The 18,019-nt window shown below is 67.7% G+C and carries 20 protein-coding genes; 8 read left to right on the top strand and 12 right to left on the bottom strand.

Annotated features, from left to right (window positions below):
* From GGR11_RS10090 to GGR11_RS10055, 8 genes are all read right to left on the bottom strand, one after another.
* Complete coding sequence (locus tag GGR11_RS10090; RefSeq protein WP_183196660.1) at positions 1-981, bottom strand: type II secretion system F family protein; 981 nt, start codon at positions 979-981, stop codon at positions 1-3.
* Positions 982-985: 4 nt separating this feature from the next.
* Positions 986-2,632, bottom strand: coding sequence for a TadA family conjugal transfer-associated ATPase (locus tag GGR11_RS10085; RefSeq protein WP_183196658.1), 1,647 nt, complete (start codon positions 2,630-2,632; stop codon positions 986-988).
* A 3-nt stretch (positions 2,633-2,635) separates the two neighbouring features.
* A complete protein-coding gene (locus GGR11_RS10080) occupies positions 2,636-4,180 on the bottom strand; it encodes a CpaE/TadZ family protein (RefSeq protein ID WP_183196656.1) in 1,545 nt (514 codons plus the stop codon).
* A gap of 5 nt (positions 4,181-4,185) precedes the next feature.
* Positions 4,186-4,872: a CpaD family pilus assembly protein gene (locus GGR11_RS10075; protein WP_183196654.1), complete on the bottom strand. Its 687-nt coding sequence runs from the start codon at positions 4,870-4,872 to the stop codon at positions 4,186-4,188.
* Positions 4,873-4,876: 4 nt separating this feature from the next.
* Positions 4,877-6,481 (bottom strand): type II and III secretion system protein family protein, encoded by a 1,605-nt coding sequence (locus GGR11_RS10070; RefSeq protein WP_183196652.1) that lies wholly within the window; start codon positions 6,479-6,481, stop codon positions 4,877-4,879.
* Positions 6,478-7,395: a Flp pilus assembly protein CpaB gene (cpaB, locus tag GGR11_RS10065; protein ID WP_183196650.1), complete on the bottom strand. Its 918-nt coding sequence runs from the start codon at positions 7,393-7,395 to the stop codon at positions 6,478-6,480. Before cpaB ends, GGR11_RS10070 begins: the two co-directional genes overlap by 4 nt.
* A 119-nt stretch (positions 7,396-7,514) precedes the next feature.
* The gene (locus GGR11_RS10060) at positions 7,515-8,036 is read right to left on the bottom strand and encodes an A24 family peptidase (protein ID WP_183196648.1); all 522 of its coding nucleotides are present in this window, start codon (positions 8,034-8,036) and stop codon (positions 7,515-7,517) included.
* Between the two features lie 108 nt (positions 8,037-8,144).
* Complete coding sequence (locus GGR11_RS10055) at positions 8,145-8,318, bottom strand: Flp family type IVb pilin (protein ID WP_183196646.1); 174 nt, start codon at positions 8,316-8,318, stop codon at positions 8,145-8,147.
* Positions 8,319-8,557: 239 nt separating this feature from the next.
* Here GGR11_RS10055 and GGR11_RS10050 point away from each other — a divergent pair, with 239 nt between their 5' ends.
* The 3 genes from GGR11_RS10050 to GGR11_RS10040 are packed head-to-tail and all read left to right on the top strand — an operon-like array spanning position 8,558 to position 10,076.
* Positions 8,558-8,974, top strand: coding sequence for a pilus assembly protein N-terminal domain-containing protein (locus tag GGR11_RS10050; RefSeq protein ID WP_183196643.1), 417 nt, complete (start codon positions 8,558-8,560; stop codon positions 8,972-8,974).
* Between the two features lie 11 nt (positions 8,975-8,985).
* Positions 8,986-9,516, top strand: a complete 531-nt coding sequence (locus GGR11_RS10045) for a TadE/TadG family type IV pilus assembly protein (RefSeq protein WP_221205242.1) — start codon at positions 8,986-8,988, stop codon at positions 9,514-9,516.
* Positions 9,516-10,076, top strand: a complete 561-nt coding sequence (locus GGR11_RS10040) for a TadE/TadG family type IV pilus assembly protein (protein WP_183196639.1) — start codon at positions 9,516-9,518, stop codon at positions 10,074-10,076. The genes GGR11_RS10045 and GGR11_RS10040 overlap by 1 nt, the downstream gene beginning before the upstream one ends.
* Here the strand turns inward: GGR11_RS10040 and GGR11_RS10035 are convergent.
* Together GGR11_RS10035 and GGR11_RS10030 are read right to left on the bottom strand one after the other, a co-directional pair.
* Positions 10,028-11,374, bottom strand: coding sequence for a chorismate-binding protein (locus GGR11_RS10035; protein WP_183196637.1), 1,347 nt, complete (start codon positions 11,372-11,374; stop codon positions 10,028-10,030). The genes GGR11_RS10040 and GGR11_RS10035 overlap by 49 nt on opposite strands.
* Positions 11,371-12,150, bottom strand: a complete 780-nt coding sequence (locus GGR11_RS10030) for a tyrosine-protein phosphatase (RefSeq protein ID WP_183196635.1) — start codon at positions 12,148-12,150, stop codon at positions 11,371-11,373. Before GGR11_RS10030 ends, GGR11_RS10035 begins: the two co-directional genes overlap by 4 nt.
* 191 nt (positions 12,151-12,341) lie before the next feature.
* Here GGR11_RS10030 and GGR11_RS10025 point away from each other — a divergent pair, with 191 nt between their 5' ends.
* From GGR11_RS10025 to GGR11_RS10005, 5 genes are all read left to right on the top strand, one after another.
* Positions 12,342-13,325, top strand: a complete 984-nt coding sequence (locus GGR11_RS10025; protein WP_183196632.1) for a M28 family metallopeptidase — start codon at positions 12,342-12,344, stop codon at positions 13,323-13,325.
* Entirely contained in the window at positions 13,322-13,846 is a 525-nt protein-coding gene (locus tag GGR11_RS10020; RefSeq protein ID WP_183196630.1) for a YcxB family protein, read from the top strand. Before GGR11_RS10025 ends, GGR11_RS10020 begins: the two co-directional genes overlap by 4 nt.
* Before the next feature lie 67 nt (positions 13,847-13,913).
* Entirely contained in the window at positions 13,914-15,131 is a 1,218-nt protein-coding gene (locus tag GGR11_RS10015; RefSeq protein ID WP_343051145.1) for an aspartate aminotransferase family protein, read from the top strand.
* Between the two features lie 138 nt (positions 15,132-15,269).
* The gene (gene argF, locus GGR11_RS10010; protein ID WP_183196626.1) at positions 15,270-16,184 is read left to right on the top strand and encodes an ornithine carbamoyltransferase; all 915 of its coding nucleotides are present in this window, start codon (positions 15,270-15,272) and stop codon (positions 16,182-16,184) included.
* 96 nt (positions 16,185-16,280) lie between these two features.
* On the top strand, positions 16,281-17,111 hold the full coding sequence (locus GGR11_RS10005; protein WP_183196624.1) for an EF-hand domain-containing protein: 831 nt from the start codon (positions 16,281-16,283) through the stop codon (positions 17,109-17,111).
* Between the two features lie 73 nt (positions 17,112-17,184).
* On the opposite strand, the gene GGR11_RS10000 is transcribed toward GGR11_RS10005, so the two are convergent.
* A complete protein-coding gene (locus GGR11_RS10000; RefSeq protein WP_183196622.1) occupies positions 17,185-17,685 on the bottom strand; it encodes a pyridoxamine 5'-phosphate oxidase family protein in 501 nt (166 codons plus the stop codon).
* Positions 17,686-17,740: 55 nt separating this feature from the next.
* A complete protein-coding gene (locus GGR11_RS09995) occupies positions 17,741-17,959 on the bottom strand; it encodes a hypothetical protein (protein WP_035308724.1) in 219 nt (72 codons plus the stop codon).
* Positions 17,960-18,019 lie beyond the last annotated feature (60 nt).

The following is an 18,019-nucleotide window of genomic DNA, read 5'->3' as shown; positions in this document are numbered from 1 at the left end:
TCAGATCTTGAACGAGATCATGCGCTTCATGACGAAGACCCCCGTCCCCATCAATGCGCCCGCTAGGAGCAGCAGCGCGTTGCCGCGGATGTCGGTGAACAGGGCCATCATGTAGCCGGGGCTGGTGAACATCACCATCGTCATGACGGCCGGCGGCAGGGAGGCGATGATGCCTGCGGACGCCAGGGCTTCCGAAGACAGGGCCTTGACCTTCTCGCGCATCATCCGGCGCGCGCGCAACACGGTCGACAGATTGCTGAGCGCCTCAGCCAGATTGCCGCCCGTCTTCTGCTGGATGGCGATGACGATGGTGAAGAACCTCAGTTCCGGGGTCGGCATCTGTTCGAACATCTTGTCCAGAGCCTGTTCCAGGGTCATGCCGACGCCCAGCGCCTCCACGAGCTTCTTGAACGCCGGGCCGAGTGGGGCGGGGCTTTCGCGGGCGATGATCTTGAAACATTCGTGGACCGGCAGGCCCGACTTGATGCCGCGAACGATGACGTCCACCGCATTGGGAAACTCCAGCGAGAATTTTTTCATCCGCGCCTTGGCCAGGAAGCCGACGATCCACCGCGGCAGGCCCAGGCCGACGACGATCGCGAGGCCGAGAACGATCAGGATATGCAGGCCGAACGCCAGGGCGGCGACGGCGGCGATCAGGCCCACCCCGCCGCTGATGATGTAGAAGGTGCGTACACTGATCGTCAGTCCGGCCTGTTTCAGCTTGGCCGCCATATTGGCGCGCGCCTTGCGCTCGCGGCGCTCGGCTTCCTGGAGCTGCACCATGATCTGTTTGCGGCGCGCCTCGGGGGTGTTGGCGGCGGCTGCGGCCTTGCGCGCCGTGGCGGCGTTGCGCTTTCCCTCGCCCAGGTTCTGCGCCCGTTTGACCGCCTGGCCGGACGAATCGTCGCCGCCGACGAAGACCCAGCCCAGGCCGCCGATGGTGATGAAGGCCAGAACGGCGGCGAGGATCGGCAACATGTCCTTACTCCGCCGCGTCCAGGGCGTCCGCCAGTTCGCGCTCCAGGCCATAGTAGCGGGCGCGGTCCCAGAAGCGTGGACGGGCGATGCCGGTCGAACGGTGGCGGCCGACGATCTTGCCGTTCTCGTCCTCGCCGGTGATGTCGTAGACGAACAGGTCCTGGGTGACGATCACATCGCCTTCCAGGCCCACGACCTCGGTGATGTGGGTGATGCGGCGCGAGCCGTCGCGCAGCCGGGCCGCCTGGATGATGACGTCGACCGAGCCGACGATCATCTCGCGGATGGTCCTGGACGGCAGGCCGTAGCCGCCCATGGTGATCATCGACTCCATCCTGCTGATGGCCTCGCGCGGGGAGTTGGCGTGCAGCGTGCCCATGGAGCCGTCGTGGCCAGTGTTCATGGCCTGAAGCAGGTCGAAGGCCTCGGGTCCGCGCACCTCGCCGACGATGATCCGTTCAGGACGCATCCGCAGGCAGTTCTTCACCAGGTCGCGCATGGTGATCATGCCCTGGCCTTCGAGGTTCGGCGGGCGCGTCTCCAGACGCACCACATGCGGCTGCTGCAGCTGCAGTTCGGCCGCGTCCTCGCAGGTGATGACCCGTTCGGTGGGGTCGATGAAGGCCGTCAGGGTGTTCAGCAGGGTCGTCTTGCCCGAGCCCGTGCCGCCCGAAATGACCAGATTGCATCGCGAGGCGCCGATGACGCCCAGGACGCGTGCGCCCTCGGGACTGATGGAGGCGTACTCCACCAGATTCTTCATCGTCAGCTTGTCCTTCTTGAACTTCCGGATCGTCAGCGTCGGCCCGTCCAGCGCCAGGGGCGGGGCGATGACGTTGACGCGCGAACCGTCCGGCAGGCGGGCGTCGCAGATCGGGCTCGACTCGTCCACGCGGCGGCCGACCTGGGAGACGATCCGCTGGCAGATGTTCATCAGCTGGGCGTTGTCGCGGAAGCGGACATTGGTCAGCTGGACCTTGCCCCCGACCTCGATGAAGACCCGGCCGGCGCCGTTGACCATGATGTCGGCGATGTCGTCGCGGGCCAGCAGCGGCTCCAGCGGGCCGTAGCCCAGGACGTCGTTGACGATGTCCTGGACCAGGTGCTCCTGTTCGGCGACCGACATGGAGACGTTCTTGATCGCCACCAGTTCGGCGACGATGTCGCGGATCTCTTCCGACGCCGCCTTGGTGTCCAGCTGGGCCAGCTGGGCCAGGTCGATGGTGTTCATCAACGCATTGAAGATGGTGGTCTTCGTGGCGTGATAATAGTCGCTCTGTTCCCGGACGATCTCGGCGACCGCCTGGGCCTTCTTCAGCTGTTCGAACCCGGCCGTAGCCTTGGGGCCGGGCGCGGGCTTGCCGCCCGGCGCGGCGGGGGGCGCGGCCTCGGGGGTCGGGCGGGACGCCAGGGCGTCAAGACGGTCGGCCTTGGCGGCCGGCTGAGCCTGGGCCTGCCCCGAAGCGGCCGGGGCGAAGGCCTCGACAGCGGGCTCGAGGTCGGCCGCGCCGCCGAAGGCGAAGGCCTCGGTCTGGACGCCCGGCGCGGGCTGTCGCGGGGCGAACTCGGGCGCGGCGCCGGCGACGCCCGCAGGGGCGGGACGCATCGGAGCCGGAACGACGCCGGGCTGACCTGTGCGCTTGCCGAACACCCCTCAGCGCTTCTTGAACATGGAGGCGAAAAGGGATTTCGACTCGGTCGAAGCCGCCTTCCCGGGCTTGGACTTGGGTCCGGCGATCACGGGGATTTCCCGGCGCGACACGATCTGGGCCAGGGTCTGGAAGGCCTCGGCCGCCTTGGTCTTGGCGCCGGCGTCCAGGATCATCTGGCCGTTGTTGGCGGCCGCGCCGAAGGTCTTGGCGTCGAAGGGGATGATCAGGCTGGGATGAACGCCCAGGGCGGCGCCGAAATCCTTGGCCGGGATCTCGGGACGACCGGGCACCCCGACCTGATTCAGCACCAGGCGCGGCGGGGCGTCGTTCGGGCGGCCCGAACGGATCAGGTCCATCATGTTCTTGGCGTTGCGCAGGGCCGCCAGGTCCGGCGTCGCCACGATCACCACCTCGTCGGCGCTGATCAGGGTGCGGCGCATCCACGGCGACCACAGGTGCGGCAGGTCCAGGACCACGAAGGGCGCGGTCGAGCGGATGCGCGTCGTCACCTCCTCGAAGGCCTCGGTCGAGATGTCCCAGTCGGTGTCCAGGGTGGCGGGCGCCGCGAACAGGCTGAGCTTGTCGGTGCAGCGGACCATCATCCGGTCCAGCAGGGTCGAGTCCAGTCGGTCCGGCTGGCCCAGGGCGTCGGCGACGCCGCTCAGCGGATCCTGGTTGAAGTCCAGGCCGGCGGTGCCGAACGGCAGGTCGTAATCGACGATGACGGTGTTGGCGCCGATCCGTTCCGAGATCGCATAGGCGGTGTTGTGGGCCACGGCCGAGGCTCCGGCCCCGCCCCGCGCGCCGACGAAGGCGATGGACCGGCCGACGAAGGGCTGGGCCGGGTCGTTGAACAGGCCGCCGATGGCCGCGATCAGTTGCAGCGGCTGGAGCGGGCCCACCAGATATTCGCTGACCCCGCGACGCATCAGTTCGCGGAACAGCAGGATGTCGTTGGTCGGCCCCACGACGACGACCTTGGTGCCGGCGTCGCAGACCTCGGCCAGCTGATCCACTTCCCACAACAGAGTCTGGGGATCCTTCAGGCATTCGACGATGATCAGCGGCGGGGTCGGTTCGTGCTGATAGGTCTCGACGGCGGCCATGATCCCGCCGATGCGGATCTGGGTGGTGGCGCGCGACAGGCGTCGGTCCTGGGCGGCGCGCTCGGCCGCCGCCAGGGTGTCCTGGCGTTCGGCGAAGACATGGATGGCGATCCGCGGCACCGACACTTCGCCGATGGATCCGACGGCCGCGAGACCGCCGGCCATTTCGGCCGGGACGACGCCGGACGGAGTGGCGGCCGCTTCCGGCGCTACGGGCGCGGGAGCCGGCGCCAGGGTGGATTGCGCCTGGGCGACCATTTCGCCTACGGGATTGAACCCCGGGGGGGCAGGCTGGACGGACGGCTGGATGGGCGCCGGGGCGGTGAACTGCAGCGGTGACCGCTCCGGCTCGGCCGGGAAGGCGGTCGGCTCCGAGAAGTCCATATCGACGTCAAAGCCGTCGTCGAAGCTCGAGAGGGGGCGGGGCGTGGCGGTGCTCATGAGCCTCAATCCACGGCCGTGGAGACGCGTGCGCCTGCCACCAGGGTTTCTTGGGGCGCGGCCGTAGGCTGGCCGGCGCGATACTTGTCGAACACCACCGAGCGACGCGTCGCATCGACGGGCGTCATGGGCCGGGGCGCCACGATGTCGCGCGGATCGGCGATCTGGGCGGCCAGGTTGGCGGTGACGGCGCAGCCGAAGTTCGCCCCGGACATGTTGTCGCCCGTCCGGCTGAGATTGCCCCAGGCCGCGCCGCAGCGCGGCACGGCCGCCTGGACCGTCTCAAAACCGACGAGCACCGGGGCGCGCGGATCCGGCCCGACATAGCTGACGAGACGAAGACGCTCCGAAGGCAGACCGATCCGCTCAAGGGCGGTTCTGGCTTCGTGGGCGGCCTGGGCGGAAACGGGATCCCCGCCGGCCGGCGCCTCGATCACCACGGTTCCCGCGCCGGAAGCGGCGAACCGCTGGGCCAGGTCGCGCAGGGCGGCGTTCTGATTGGCCGACAGCCCGTCGTCGTGCACGGCCAGGGCGATGCGGTCCAGGCCGGCCTCGACCTGAAGTGAATAGCGCGACGTCGGCGTCAGCGGGGCCGGCCCGCCCAGGCTGGCGGGACCGCCCACACACCCGGTCAGGCCGACCACGGCGGTCGAAAGGGTCAGGGCGAGAAACGGCTTGCGGGTCCGGATCATGAGCTCACTCGATCACATAGCCAGCCGCGCCCTGCCACGTGGGGCCGGACGGGGCGGAGGGGGCGGGCGATCCGTAAACCTGGTTCAGTTGCCCGAACAGGATGGTCTGCGAGTCGCTGGCGATGCGCAGCCCGTCGGCCGGCGTCTGCATGCGATCGGGCGAGGTCGGGCTGACGATATAGGGTTCGACGATCACGACCAGCTCGGTCTCGCCGTTAAGGAAGTCCCGCGACCGGAACAGCGAGCCGAGCACCGGCAGATTGGTGACCCCGGGCAAAGAATCCACCGTCTGACGCGTGCTTTCCTGAAGCAGGCCGGCGATCATCATCGAGCCGCCCGAAGGCAGTTCGACCGTATTCTCGCTGCGGCGAACCGTCAGGCCTGGCAGGGTAATCGACGAGGGGGTGCCGGCGCCGATGGTGAAGCCGCCCTGGTCGGTCAGTTCCGACACCTCGACCTTGACCTGCAACGAGATCCGTCCTCCCGACAACACGATCGGGCGGAAGGCCAGACCCACGCCGTAGGGCTTGTAGGTGACGGTGATATTGCCGTCCTTGTCGCGACCCGTCGGCAGCGGAAACTCGCCGCCCGCCAGGAAGTTGGCGGATTCGCCGTTGACCGAGGTCAGGTTCGGCTCGGCCAGGGTGCGGGCCAAGCCCACGCGTTCGAAGGCTTCCAGGCACCCCGTCGCGTTGGTGCCCGTCATCGTCCGGAAGGCCGTGGATGCAACATTGGAAATCACGTTGGACAGCGAACTGCCCGAACTGTTGGTCGTGGTGCTGCGATCAAAATTCAGATCATCGCCGTTATTGGTTTGGACCACATCGACAGTGCTGTTTGAGTTGTTGACGTTGCTCGTCGCCGAATTGGAATTCGAGACGTTCGTCGTTCGACCGCCAGTCTGATTATAGCAAAGCGAGTTGCCGCCGGTCGCCGCGCCGTTGACGCCATAGGTGTTGGGCCGGGTGAAGCCGTAGGAATGGATGCCGGATCCCTTCAGGATGTCGGCGTTGAATCCCAGTTGCTTCAGGCTGCTGCGCTGAACCTCGACCACCCGGACCTTCAGGGTCACCTGATCGGATCCGGCGATGCTGATCATGTTCAGCACCTTTTCCGGCGCGGACACGAAGGCGCGGGCCACCTGAGCGGCCTGGACGGCCTGGGCCGGAGAATCGGCGACCCCGCTCAGGATCACGCTGTCGTTGACCGCCTCGGCGCGGATCTGGCTGCCCGGCACCAGCCGGCTGAGCGTGTCCTGCAGCGCGCTGGTTCCCGCATCGACCCGCACCCGCAGGCTCAGGATGGTGCGGCCGGCGGCGTCCAGAAAGACGGCGTCGGTCTCGCCAGGCGCAATCCCGATCACGGTGATGCGGCGCGGGGAATGCAGCATGGCCTCGGCCACCTGCGGATTGGCGACGATAACGTCGCGGGCGTCGGCCGGCAGATCGACCGCGAAGGACGTCCCGCGCGGCAGATTGATCAGTTGCGGCGCGGCGCCCATGGACACGGCGGCGCGCGTCTGGGCCAGGCCGGCGACCGGGGCGGCCCCCAGGCCGGCCAGCAGGACGCAGGCCAGGGCGACGGTCTTGCGCACGGGCGTCTTCCTCATGGGGTGTTCACCACTTCCGGTTCGCCGCCGCGATAGACGCGGACGCTGCGGGAAGCGCTGGCGACGGCCCGGGGCGCACGGGTCGCGCCCGAGGGCCCGGCCGTGTCCGCATAGGAGCGCAGCGACAGCGACAGTTCGCCCTCGGACTTGGCCTGGGCCAGGAGCACGGCGTCCTGGGGGCGGACCTCCAGGGTGGCGGTCGCGCCGACCACGGCCTGGGCGTCGTCGCCGGCCCGCGTGGACTGGTCGATGGCCAGAACCTTGACGTTCTGCATCACGGTGGCTGAGGAATATTTGGCCGTTACGCCGCCGCCCTCGACGGCCGAGCTTCCGCCTTCGTTCTGCACCGTCAGGACCACATCGACCCGGTCGCCGGGCAGGATGAAGCCGCCGGCGGCGGATTCCACCGTCACGGCGATGGCCATGGCCCGCATGCCGGGCTCCAGATAGGCGGCCAGATAGCCGCTGTCGCCGGCGCGCACGATCTTGCGGCCGACGATGGGCTCGCCGGCCAGGATGGGTTCGCGCACCACCGAGCCGATATAGTCGGACTTGGCGCCGGGGCCGGCCATCTGGCCGGCGGCCTCGGCCACGCGCTCGACGGCGGCGCCGGCCTTTTCGCCGGCGCCTTCAGGGGCGGGCTTGGCCGGAATGGGTGTGGAGCCGTCGGTGATGAAGGCCGGATTGACCTCGTCGACCGGCCAGTCCTTCCAGGCCAGGTCCGACTCCGCCAGGCGTTTGCCCGGCTCCAGATTCTTCGCCGCGACCAGGATCTTGGCCATCGGCCGGGTCTCGACGGGCGCGGCGGCGGCGGGGGCGGCGGGCTCGCCGTTCCCCATGGCGCGGACGACCAGCGCCAGGCCCAGGGCCGACACGGCGGCGATACAGATGACGGCGATGCGGGCGGGCTTCATCCAGAGGTCTCCGGCAGGCGTGACGACCCGGAGTCGATCCTCGACGCCCTACCGTTAACGATCATGAGGCCGGCGGGTTAATGCTTCCTAAGCGTCGAGGAAGCCGCGCGCCGACGCCTCTACCGCGCCGTCAGAAAGCGAACCACCAGATCCCCCTCGGGAAAGGCGATCAGGGCGCCGATGGCGATGGCGACGCCATAGGGAATGTCGCCCTTCGGCTCCATCAGCCGGGCGAGCCACCCGATGCGGGACGCGGCAGGCGCGACCATCGGATAATACTGGCGGACGAGCAGCAGCAGCAGACAGAAGCCGCCGCCGACGATCGCCGTCCATAGCAACAGGGGGGCCAGACCCGTAAGGCCCATCCACAGACAGGCGGCCGCCAGGGCCTTCGCGTCTCCGCCGCCGATCCAGCGCAGGGCGAACATGATCATGCCCACGATCAGGGCGGCGAAGCCGACACCGACATGGATCGCGACCTCGACCGGCGACAGACCGACCAGCAGCGCCGCCGGAAAGAAGGTCGCCAGCAGGACCAGGGAGATCCAGTTCGGAATCCGCATCGTCGTCAGATCGTGCAGGCCGGTTGCGATCATCAGGATCGGAAAGACGGCGAGGCAGATAAGGCTCAGAAGGTCCATGCGGGCATCTGTGGCACATCGCCTGTTAAAGCCGCGTTGCCATCGGACAAAGAAAAAGGGCCGGAGCTTGCGCTCCGGCCCTTTCCCGATTTCAAGACGTTTACCGTCTTACTTCTTGGTTTCCAGGCCGGTGGCGACGGCTTGAAGCTTGGTGTTCAGGTTGGTGCCGATGGTGCCGAGCACGGTGATGATCACGACGGCGATCAGGGCGGCGATCAGGCCGTATTCGATGGCGGTGGCGCCCGATTCGTCTTTGGCGAAACGCGAGATGAACTTGGTCATGGAGTGTTCCCTTTTGATAAAATGTCTAGCGAGCAACTTGGCGGGGGGAGCCGGTAGCCCGCTTGACCCCCAAACGCAGGATGAAGATGCCTGACGCTCGTTAAGGCTGAGTCACGAGTTTTGGTTACCCTTGGATTTACCAAAGAAAATTCGATTCAAACCGCTTCAGCCTTTGTTGAGACTCCTTGGGACATCATGCGCGCGTCCGCGTTCATGCGCGTTGTTGTTCAGAGCCGCCGATGTCCCGCCTTTCCATCGCCGTATTGGCCGCCGCCGTGATGGTCGCGCCGCTCGCCGCCGCTCCGGCCCAGGCCCAGAGCGGCGCCCTTAATGTCGAGATTGATCGCTCGGCCCGCGTCCAGCTCAACGGGGCGGCCTCGTCCGTCATCGTCGGCAATCCGCAGATCGCCGACGTCACCGTGGTCGACGCCAACACCCTCTTCATCGTCGGCAAGGGGTACGGCGTCACCGAAGTGGTGGCGGTGGACGGCGTGGGCCGCACCCTGTTCCAGCGCGAGATCGTCGTCACGGGCGGCTCGACCGGTTCGGTTCGCGTCTGGCGCGGCGGTCAGGCGACGGAAATGGCCTGCAGCGCCTCCTGCGCTCCCAGTGTCCGCGCCACCGCCTCGACGGCCGGCGCCACGCCCACGCCCTGACCTTCGTGGACATGCCTCATCGTCGTCGGTTCAAGGCGGGCCCGGCCCGCAGGTCGCGCGAAGGCGCGGCGGCGGTCGAGTTCGCCCTGGTGGCCACACCCTTCTTTCTGCTCCTGTTCTCGATCTTCCAACTGGGCCTGGTGTTCATGATCGACGCGGTGGCGGAAAACGCCGTGCTGGAAGCGAGCCGGTTGGTGCGGACGGGCGAGGCCCAGACCAAGAAATTCGACAAGGCCGCCTTCAAACAGGCCGTTTGCGATCAGATGAGCGTGTTCAAGAGCGACTGCGCGGATCGGGCGACGATCGACGTGCGCGTCGTCACAAGCTTTTCCGACGACATCGATCCGCCCAGGGACAAGGACGGGGTGGTGGACCTGTCCCAAATGGACTTCAAGGGCGGGGTCGGCCAGAATCTGATCATCGTTCGGCTCTGGTACAAGCAGCCCATGATCGTTCCAGCCCTGACCCAGGCGGTCAGCAGCGCGGGACCCGGACAGATCATGATCTCCTCGACCACGGCCTTCCGCAACGAGCCCTTCTGATGTCCCGATCCTTGATCCGGCGGTTGGCCGGCGATGAAAGCGGCGTATCGGCGGTGGAGTTCGCCCTGATCGCACCCGTCATGCTCCTGTTCTACGCAGGCATGGTGGACCTGTGCCAAGGCTATATGGCCCTGAAGCGCACCAGCCACGCCGCCTCGGCCGTGGCGGACCTGGTCTCCCAGTCGCGAACCATCACCAAGGCTGACATAAACAGCATCTTCGAGGTCGGGCCGGCGATCATGACGCCGTTCGCCTCAACCTCCATGGAACAGCGCGTCAGCAGCGTGACCCGTGTTTCCGCCAACAAATATACGTTGAACTGGAGCCGAAGCTGGACTCCCGACGGCGCCGCCGGCACGAAGATGAACAAGCCTCTGGTCATCGCCGACGCCGGTATTCCGGCCGACATGTTCCCGGCCGACGGGGACTCGATCATCGTCGCCGAGGCCTATTACAAATATTCTTCGCCCTTCCAGCAGTTCATGCCGGCGGCGGAGTTCACCCGTCGGGCCTATCTGAACCCGCGCGAGACGACCGTCATCACCTGTTCGGATTGCTGACCGACCAGGGCGCGCTTCAACGCTGAAATCTTCACCTCGGTTTCGGCCAGTTCCGCTTGCGGGTCGCTGTCGGCCACGATCCCGGCCCCCGCAAGGGTGCGGAAGCTCCAGCGCCCGTCTCGGCGTTCGAAGGCGGCCGTGCGGATCAGGACCGAGGCGGTCAGGCCCCCGTCTTCTTCCAGAATGAACAGGGACCCGCACCAGGCGCCGCGCGGCGGCTCCAGGTCGGCGATCACCTTCATGGCCTGATGCTTGGGCGCGCCGGTGATCGAACCGGGCGGGAAGGTCGCCTCCAGCAGATCGGCCGGCGTCACCCCCGGCTCGGCCCGGCCGACGACGGTCGAGACCAGATGATGGACGGTCGGATGGCTCTCGATCGCGAACAGCCGCTCGACCGCCACCGATCCCACGCGCGAGGCGCGGGCCAGGTCGTTGCGCATCAGATCGACGATCATCAGGTTCTCGGCGCGGTCCTTGGCGCTGGCCTGAAGCTGGGCGGCCAGGGCCGCGTCTTCGACAGGGTCGGCCGACCGGGCGCGGGTGCCCTTGATCGGCCGCGCCTCGATGCGCCGGCTTTCGCCGTCGAAGGCCAGGAACAGTTCGGGCGAGTTGGACACCAGGGCCCGGTCGCCGATCCGCCAGAAGGCGCCATAGGGCGAGGCCCGTCCCGGTTGCAGCCGCAGGAAGACGTCGAACGGATCCGCTTGGGGCTTGAGTTCTCCGCCCCAGGCGCGGGCTATATTGGCCTGGAACAGCTCGCCGGCGGCGATGCGGGCCACGACCTCGGCGACGGCGTCGCGATAGGCTTGGCCATCCGCCTCGGCCACGAAGGCTTCGGCAGGGGCGGCGGGGGTTTTGGGCGTGATCGCCACCGCCAGCCACCCGGCGGCGCGCGCGGCGGCGGCCTCGGCTTGTGATGCCGTCGCCCCCCGGCCGATGGCGCAAACCCGGCGCTGAAAATGGTCGAAGCTGAGCATCGCCGGGTAGCGGGCCAGGATCAGGTCGGGCCAGACCTGAGGCCGGTCGCCCGTCGCCGCCCGCGCCCCGGCGTCATAGGCGGCCAGCCCTACCGTCCCCGCGCCCCAGGCCGGATCGCGCAAAGGGTCGAACAGATCGGCCTCGACCGCGCCCAAGTGAATACGGTCCGGCGCCGTCGCCACGTGGGACCAGCGTCCGCCCGGTCCTCCATCGGACAGCAGGGCCAGGGCGCCGTCAGCCCCGCCGATCCCGGCCGCCACATCCAGAGGATCCGTCCACGGATGATCCTGGACGGCGACATGGGACAGGGCGTCGCTCACGCCGACAGCCGCGCCTCGATCCGCGCCCGCAGGGCGGCGTCGACGCCCAGGACCTGGTCCAGATAGGCGTCCAGCGATCCGTGCCGCGCCTCGACCTCGGCGAAGGCGGCCTCCAGATAGGCGGGCTCGACCCCCAGGAAGGCCACGACAGCGTCATCAGAGGCGACGCGGCCGGTCATCTTGTGCAGCTGCCGCGCGATGGACGGGGCGCGGCCGACCAGATCGACGGCGGTGTTGGTCAGCAGATAGTCCTCGACCATGTCGTCGCGATGCACGCCCAGCAGATGATGGGTCAGGGCGGCCAGGAACCCCGTCCGGTCCTTGCCCGCCGCGCAATGGACCAGCACCGGCCGGTCCTGGTCGCCCAGGCTATGGAAGTAGCGGCTGAAGACGTCGATGTGCGAGGCGTCGAAGGGCAGGGACCGATAGGTCCGCTCCATGAAGCGGCGGCCGGAGGCGGGCGTCAGGTCCTCGGTCTTCAGGAAGGCGCTGTGGGGCGCGTCGGCCCCGTCGTCGATCCCGCCCTCGATCACCAGGGCGTCGAAGCCGTCGGGCCGCCGCGACGGCTGGTCCCGTCGCTCGCCCGGCCGTCGCAGATCGATCACCGCCCCCAGGTCGAACCCCTTCAGCCGCTCCAGATCCGCGTCGCTGGCGCGGGCGTGATGGCCCGAACGCAGCAGACGGCCCGCGCGCACGCGTCGCCCGGCCGCCGTGGCGTAGTCGCCATAGTCCCGGAAGTTGTCGATGGCCTCGAAGGCGTGGAGACGGTCGTTCATGCCCGTTTCCTAGGACGAATCGACATTCAGCGCATCCAGATCATGGCGGTGAGGGTGCGGGTCCGTCACATGGCCGGCGCCGATCATTGATCGCTGTCGTCGCCGAGGGAGCGGTCTGGCGGCGCAGGCGTCGCTGGCGCACGGCTGGATCAGCGGCTAACTCTGGGGGATCGCTCCCTGAGAGGTCCGCCATGCTGTTCCGTTCGCTCGTCGCCGCTGCGGCGCTGTTCGCCGCCGTTCCAGGCCTTGCCCCGGCCTTGGCCCAGGAAGCCACGCCCCAGGCCGGCGACCGCCCCGACATCGCCGCCGGCGCAGCCCAGTTCATCAAGCCCACCAACGCCGAACGGACCCAGGTCCTGGTCGACATGCTGACCCGCCTGGGCTTCACGCCAGAGATCCAGGTCTTCGCCGGCGGCAATCAGGCCACCGGTCCGATGGAGGGCGCGAACCTCGTCGTGACGGTGGGCGAGGGCGCGAAGGACATCGTGCTGACCGCCCACTATGATGCGGTGAAGCTGCGCGACGGAACCCTGTCCCAGGGCGTCGTCGACAATGTGGGATCGGTCATGGCCATGATGGAGGCGGCCAAGACCTTGGAGATGGGGCTGGAGGGACAGCCGGTCGCCCACCGCTTCGTCTTCGTTTTCACCGATCAGGAGGAACTGGGCCTGCTGGGGGCCAAGGCCTTCCTGGAAAAGCACGGCAAGGACCGGATCGCCGCTGTCGTCAACGCCGACGTCGCGGCCTATGGCGAGACGGTCATGTACGGCGAGAACAACGGCGATCAGTCCGGTTTCGTGCTGGAGACCCTGCGCAGCCTGTGCGCCGAGCGCGGCTTCGACTGCATGCCCTATCCGAACTATCCGCCCAGCGACGACCGCGTCTTCTCGGCGGCGGGCGTGCCGGTCGTGTCGATGGGGACACAGGACGCGGTGGGCGCCCATCAGATGTGGCTGGCCTTCAACGGCGGCAAGGACAACGGCCTGAAGGAGGGTTTCGTCCCGCCGGTCTTCCAGCGCATCCATTCGACCGAAGACAGGCTGTCCTACATCAACGGCGTCGATGTGGCCCGCTTCGGTCTGTTCCTCGCCGACCTGGGGCTGGCGTTGGACAAGCGACTGGTCGAGATCCAGGCCGCCGAAGCCGCGCTCAAGGCTGAAACCGAAAGTCAATGACCGCCGTTGTCGAGGTTCGCGGCGTCCAGCCGACACCCAGGGAAGGCCGGGCCGCCTTCAAGGCTTGGCCGGCCGTCCGGCGCTGGGCGAATCTGCCGATGCTGTTCTTCGTCGTAGTGATGCTGGCGACGGCGGGGTTGAGCCTGCAGGTTCCGTCCGACCGCATGGCTTGGATTTTCGCCCTGCAGTTGATCGCTCTGTACGGGTTCATTGGCCTGTCCGCCCTCGCTCACGGCAAGGTCATGGCCATGAGCCGGGCCGTCCCGATTTCACGACGGCCCGTCGATTGGCGCATCGACAATCAGGCGGTGACAGTCTCGAGCGCGGACTTCGACAGCCGGGTCGGCTGGCGCAGCGTGGTCGCGGTGGTGGAGGAAAAAGACCGGTTGATCTTCGCCGCCTCGCCCAACACCAACTTCATCCTGCCGCTGCGGGTTCTGGATGCGCATCAGATCACGACGGTGCGCGCCATCGTCGCCGATGTTCGCGCGCGGGGCGTCCTCGGCGCCGGTGTTGACTAAGCCTGTCACTCATCCGACAAGGCTTGTCCGTATAAATCCGGCTCCGTCGCGCGTGCGACGGGGCCGTATCGCTTTTGGAGGTCTTAGTCCCGTGTCCACGAACCATCTGATGGGTGTCTACAATCGCGCGCCGCTGGAAGTGGAACGCGGCCGAGGCGCTCGCCTGTGGTCGACCGACGGGACCGAGTATCTGGACTGCGTCGCCGGCATCTCGACCAACGGCCTGGGCCACGCCCACCCCGAACTGGTCCAGGCGGTCAAGGACCAGGCCGAGAAGCTGTGGCACGTGTCCAACATCTTCCGCATCCCGGGCCAGGAAGCCCTGGCAGACGCCCTGTGCGAGTCGAGCTTCGCCGACGTGGTCTTCTTCACCAACTCGGGCACGGAAGCGGTCGAGTGCGCGCTGAAGACGGCGCGCAAATATCACGCCGCCAACGGCGCGCCCGAGCGGATCGACATCTACGGCTTTGACGGCTCGTTCCACGGCCGCACCTATGGCGCCATCAACGCCGCTGCGAACCCCAGCTACACCGAGGGCTTCGGCCCGCCGATGCAAGGCTTTCACCAGCTGAAGTGGGGCGACCACGACGCCATCAAGGCCGCCATCGCCAATCCCACGACCGCCGCCATCATCGTCGAACCGGTCCAGGGCGAGGGCGGCTGCCGCGCCATGCCGGAGCAGTGCCTGCGCGGCCTGCGCGAGCTGTGCGACGAACACGGCGTGCTGATCATCTTCGACGAGGTCCAGTGCGGCATGGGCCGGACCGGCAAGCTGTGGGCCCACGAATGGGCCGGCATGTCGCCCGACATCATGGCGGTGGCCAAGGCCCTGGGCGGCGGCTTCCCCATCGGCGCCTGCCTGGCGTCGGCCAAGGCGGCCTCGGGCATGACGGTCGGCGTCCACGGCTCGACCTTCGGCGGCAATCCCCTGGCCATGGCTGTGGGTCTGAAGGCGCTGTCCTTGATCAACACGCCAGAGACCCTGGCCAACGTCAACGACATCGCCGGCTATCTGAAGCAGCAGCTGGCCGGCCTTCAGGCCCGCTTCCCGGACGTGATCGCTGACGTGCGCGGCAAGGGGCTGTTGATCGGGGTCAAGATGGTTCCGAACAATCGCGAGTTCATGGCCCTGGCGCGCGATACGCAACAGCTGTTGATCGCCGGCGGCGGCGACAATTGCGTGCGCCTGTTGCCGCCGCTGAACCTGACGCTGGACGAGGCCCGCGAGGCCATCGTCCGCTTCGAAGGCGCCTGTGAAGCGGCGCGCGAAAAGCTGGCGGCCTGATCCTTCAGATCGCTTATCCCCTCGGAAGCGGGGCCCCAGGCCTTGCGATAGGCGGGACCGGCGGACGTAGCAGACATCGGGCGCCTGTCGCCCAAAGCATCAGGTCCCCGCTTTCGCGGGGAGGAGCGGAGTTAGGCGATGGTCCGGCACTTCCTCGACATCCATCTGTTGGACGCCGCCGATCTGCGCGCCATCCTGGACGACGCCCACGCCCGCAAGGCCGCCCGCAAGGGCTGGCCCCAGGGTCGTCCTGACGCCGATGCGCCGGCCAAGGACCGGGTCCTGGCCATGATCTTCGAGAAGAACTCGACCCGCACCCGCTTCAGCTTCGACGCGGCCATCCGCCAGCTGGGCGGGGCCGCCATCATCGCCACCGCTTCCGACATGCAATTGGGCCGGGGCGAGCCGGTCGAGGACACGGCCCGTGTCCTGTCGCGCATGGTCGACGCCGTCATGATCCGCGCCAATAGCCACGAGGACGTCGAGCGCTTCGCCCGGGTCTCGACCGTGCCGGTGATCAACGGCCTGACCGACCGGTCGCATCCGTGCCAGATCCTGGCTGACCTGCAGACGATCGAGGAACATTCCGGCCCCGTCTCGGGCAAGACCATCGCCTGGATCGGCGACGGCAACAACGTCTGCCACAGCTTCATGCACGCGGCGCCCAGGTTCAGCTTCCACCTGAATGTCGCCTGTCCGGCGGAATATCACCCCGACCTGCGCGACCTGGCCAAGGGCGGAAACGCCGTGACCCTGACCAGCGACCCGCGCGAGGCGGTCAAGGGCGCCGACGTCGTCGTCACCGACACCTGGGTCTCGATGGGCGACCAGGACTATGAGGCGCGTCTGGCCGCGTTTGAGGATTACACCGTCGATGAGGCCCTGATGGCCCTGGCCGATCCGGATGCGGTCTTCCTGCACTGTCTGCCCGCCCACCGGGGCGAGGAAGTCACCGACGCCGTCATCGACGGCCCCCGCTCCCTGGTCTGGGACGAGGCCGAAAACCGCATCCACGCCCAGAAGGCGGTTCTGGCCTGGTGTTTCGCGGGCTGACGCCGCTGTTCTGAGTGTCGTCGAGACCGCCCTGCGGGCGGTCCGGCTCTTGCTTCCTTACGGTCACGCTTGTCGCGCCCTGGGGAGGCTGAGGCCATGACCACGATTTCCGCTGCGGGTTCCACCCTCACGCAACAGCTCTATCAGAAGCTGTTCGACCGCCTGAACATCGACGGCGACGACGCCCTGACCCTCGACGAAATCAGCGCCGTCGATGCTGGAAACACCAAGGTTTCAAAGGCTTTCGAAACCTTCGACGCCGATGCGGACGGTCGCGTCACCCGCGCCGAGATGACCCCCGCCGACACCTTCGGCGCCGACACCCTGAACGCCCTGATCCAGGCCCAGTCCGGGTCGGAATCCATTTCCGATCAGGAATATCTTGCCGACTGGTTCGCCCAGACCGACACAGACAGCGACGGTCTGGTGTCGAGGTCGGAACGCGAGGCTGCGGCGGATCTGCGCCGTGCGGCGGCCTATGACGCCGGCTATAGGAGCGACCGCGTCGTCATGGCCCGGTTGGGTTCGGATCGCGATCAGCCGCTGTCCATCGACGATTTTGTCGCTGGCCGAATGCGAACGCTTCAGCCGACCCAGGTCTCCAGCCTGTCCCCCGAGCGCCAGGCCGAGATCCGACAGTTGATGGAAAGCCTCCGCTCTGACCCCGCTCAGGCGCCCCCCGCAGACGATGAACCCCTGGCCTCTCCGGAACAGATCGCGGCCGACCGGGCCGAGCGCGCCTCCGGGCCCGCCGGAACCGCTCGCTTCCTCAGCCGCGAGATCGAAGGCCTGAGAGCGGCCGAAGCGGCCCGCATCGCCGCCGCCCCGATGAGCGACGCCTTGGCCGCCCGGCTGTTTCAGCAGGCGCTGAACAGCTGGACGCCGTCGAGGGACGGACAACAGGCCGTCGCCGAAACGCGCGCATAAATGCGCGCGCCGGAGCCTCCGACGCGCGCAAATTCAGTCTGACGCCGGAGATGACCTCGGTCGAGACGCCCGCCTATTGCAGGTTCACGTCCGAAACGCCGCCGACGTCGGGCGTCGTTTTGGTCAGATTGGCCTTCATGACCTGATAGCCGAAGCCCAGCGCGCCCTTGTCCGAGACCCAGACCCGGCCGTCCTCGGCGTTGAAGCGGATCAGGGTCAGGTGCGGGTCGTCCTTGCCGTCCGGATACCAGGCGGCGACGACGGGGTTCCAGTATTTGTCGATCCGGGCGCGGTCCTGGTCGATCGACAGGTCGCCGTGGATACAGGCCTGAACCTTCTGGTCCTTGGCCTGATAGCAGAACATGCCCTGCTGCCCGCCGACCGCCACGTCGCGGGCGAAATCGGTGTCGTCACGGGTGAAGAACCAGATGGTTCCGGTCTCCGGCTCGCCGAAACCGGTCATGGGCTGATGGTGATAGCCGGCCTGATCCAGGCCCAGCATGCCGGTGTTGGACTCCTTCAGGCTGTTCCAGAATTCCTTTTCCGCCTCGGCGGGGGTCAGTTTGTCGGCCATGATGCGTCTCCTGTCTGGGGTTCGCAGGATCAACCGTCAGGCCTCGCTCGGGTTCCTAAACACCGGGCACCCAGGGCGGCCGTTCTGCGCCGAACAGGGTGGCCAGGTGGATCAGCAGCAGCATGGCCAGGGCCGCGGCGCCCAGCATGATGAAGCGCCAGGGGACCATGCGCGGCCCCTTGAACGGGTCGGGCGGCCGCGCGCCGCGCCAGCCGGCGAAGACCATGACGGCCAGGGCCGCGCCCAGCAGGATCAGAGTGGTTGTCAGGCTCATGGGCCGCAGTTGGCGCAGCCGGAGCAGGGACGCAAGCCGAACCGGTTACCAGGTCCTTAA

It is taken from the genome of Brevundimonas mediterranea (assembly GCF_014196125.1).
Lineage (GTDB): Bacteria > Pseudomonadota > Alphaproteobacteria > Caulobacterales > Caulobacteraceae > Brevundimonas > Brevundimonas mediterranea.
This window is presented reverse-complemented; position numbering and strand designations above follow the sequence as displayed.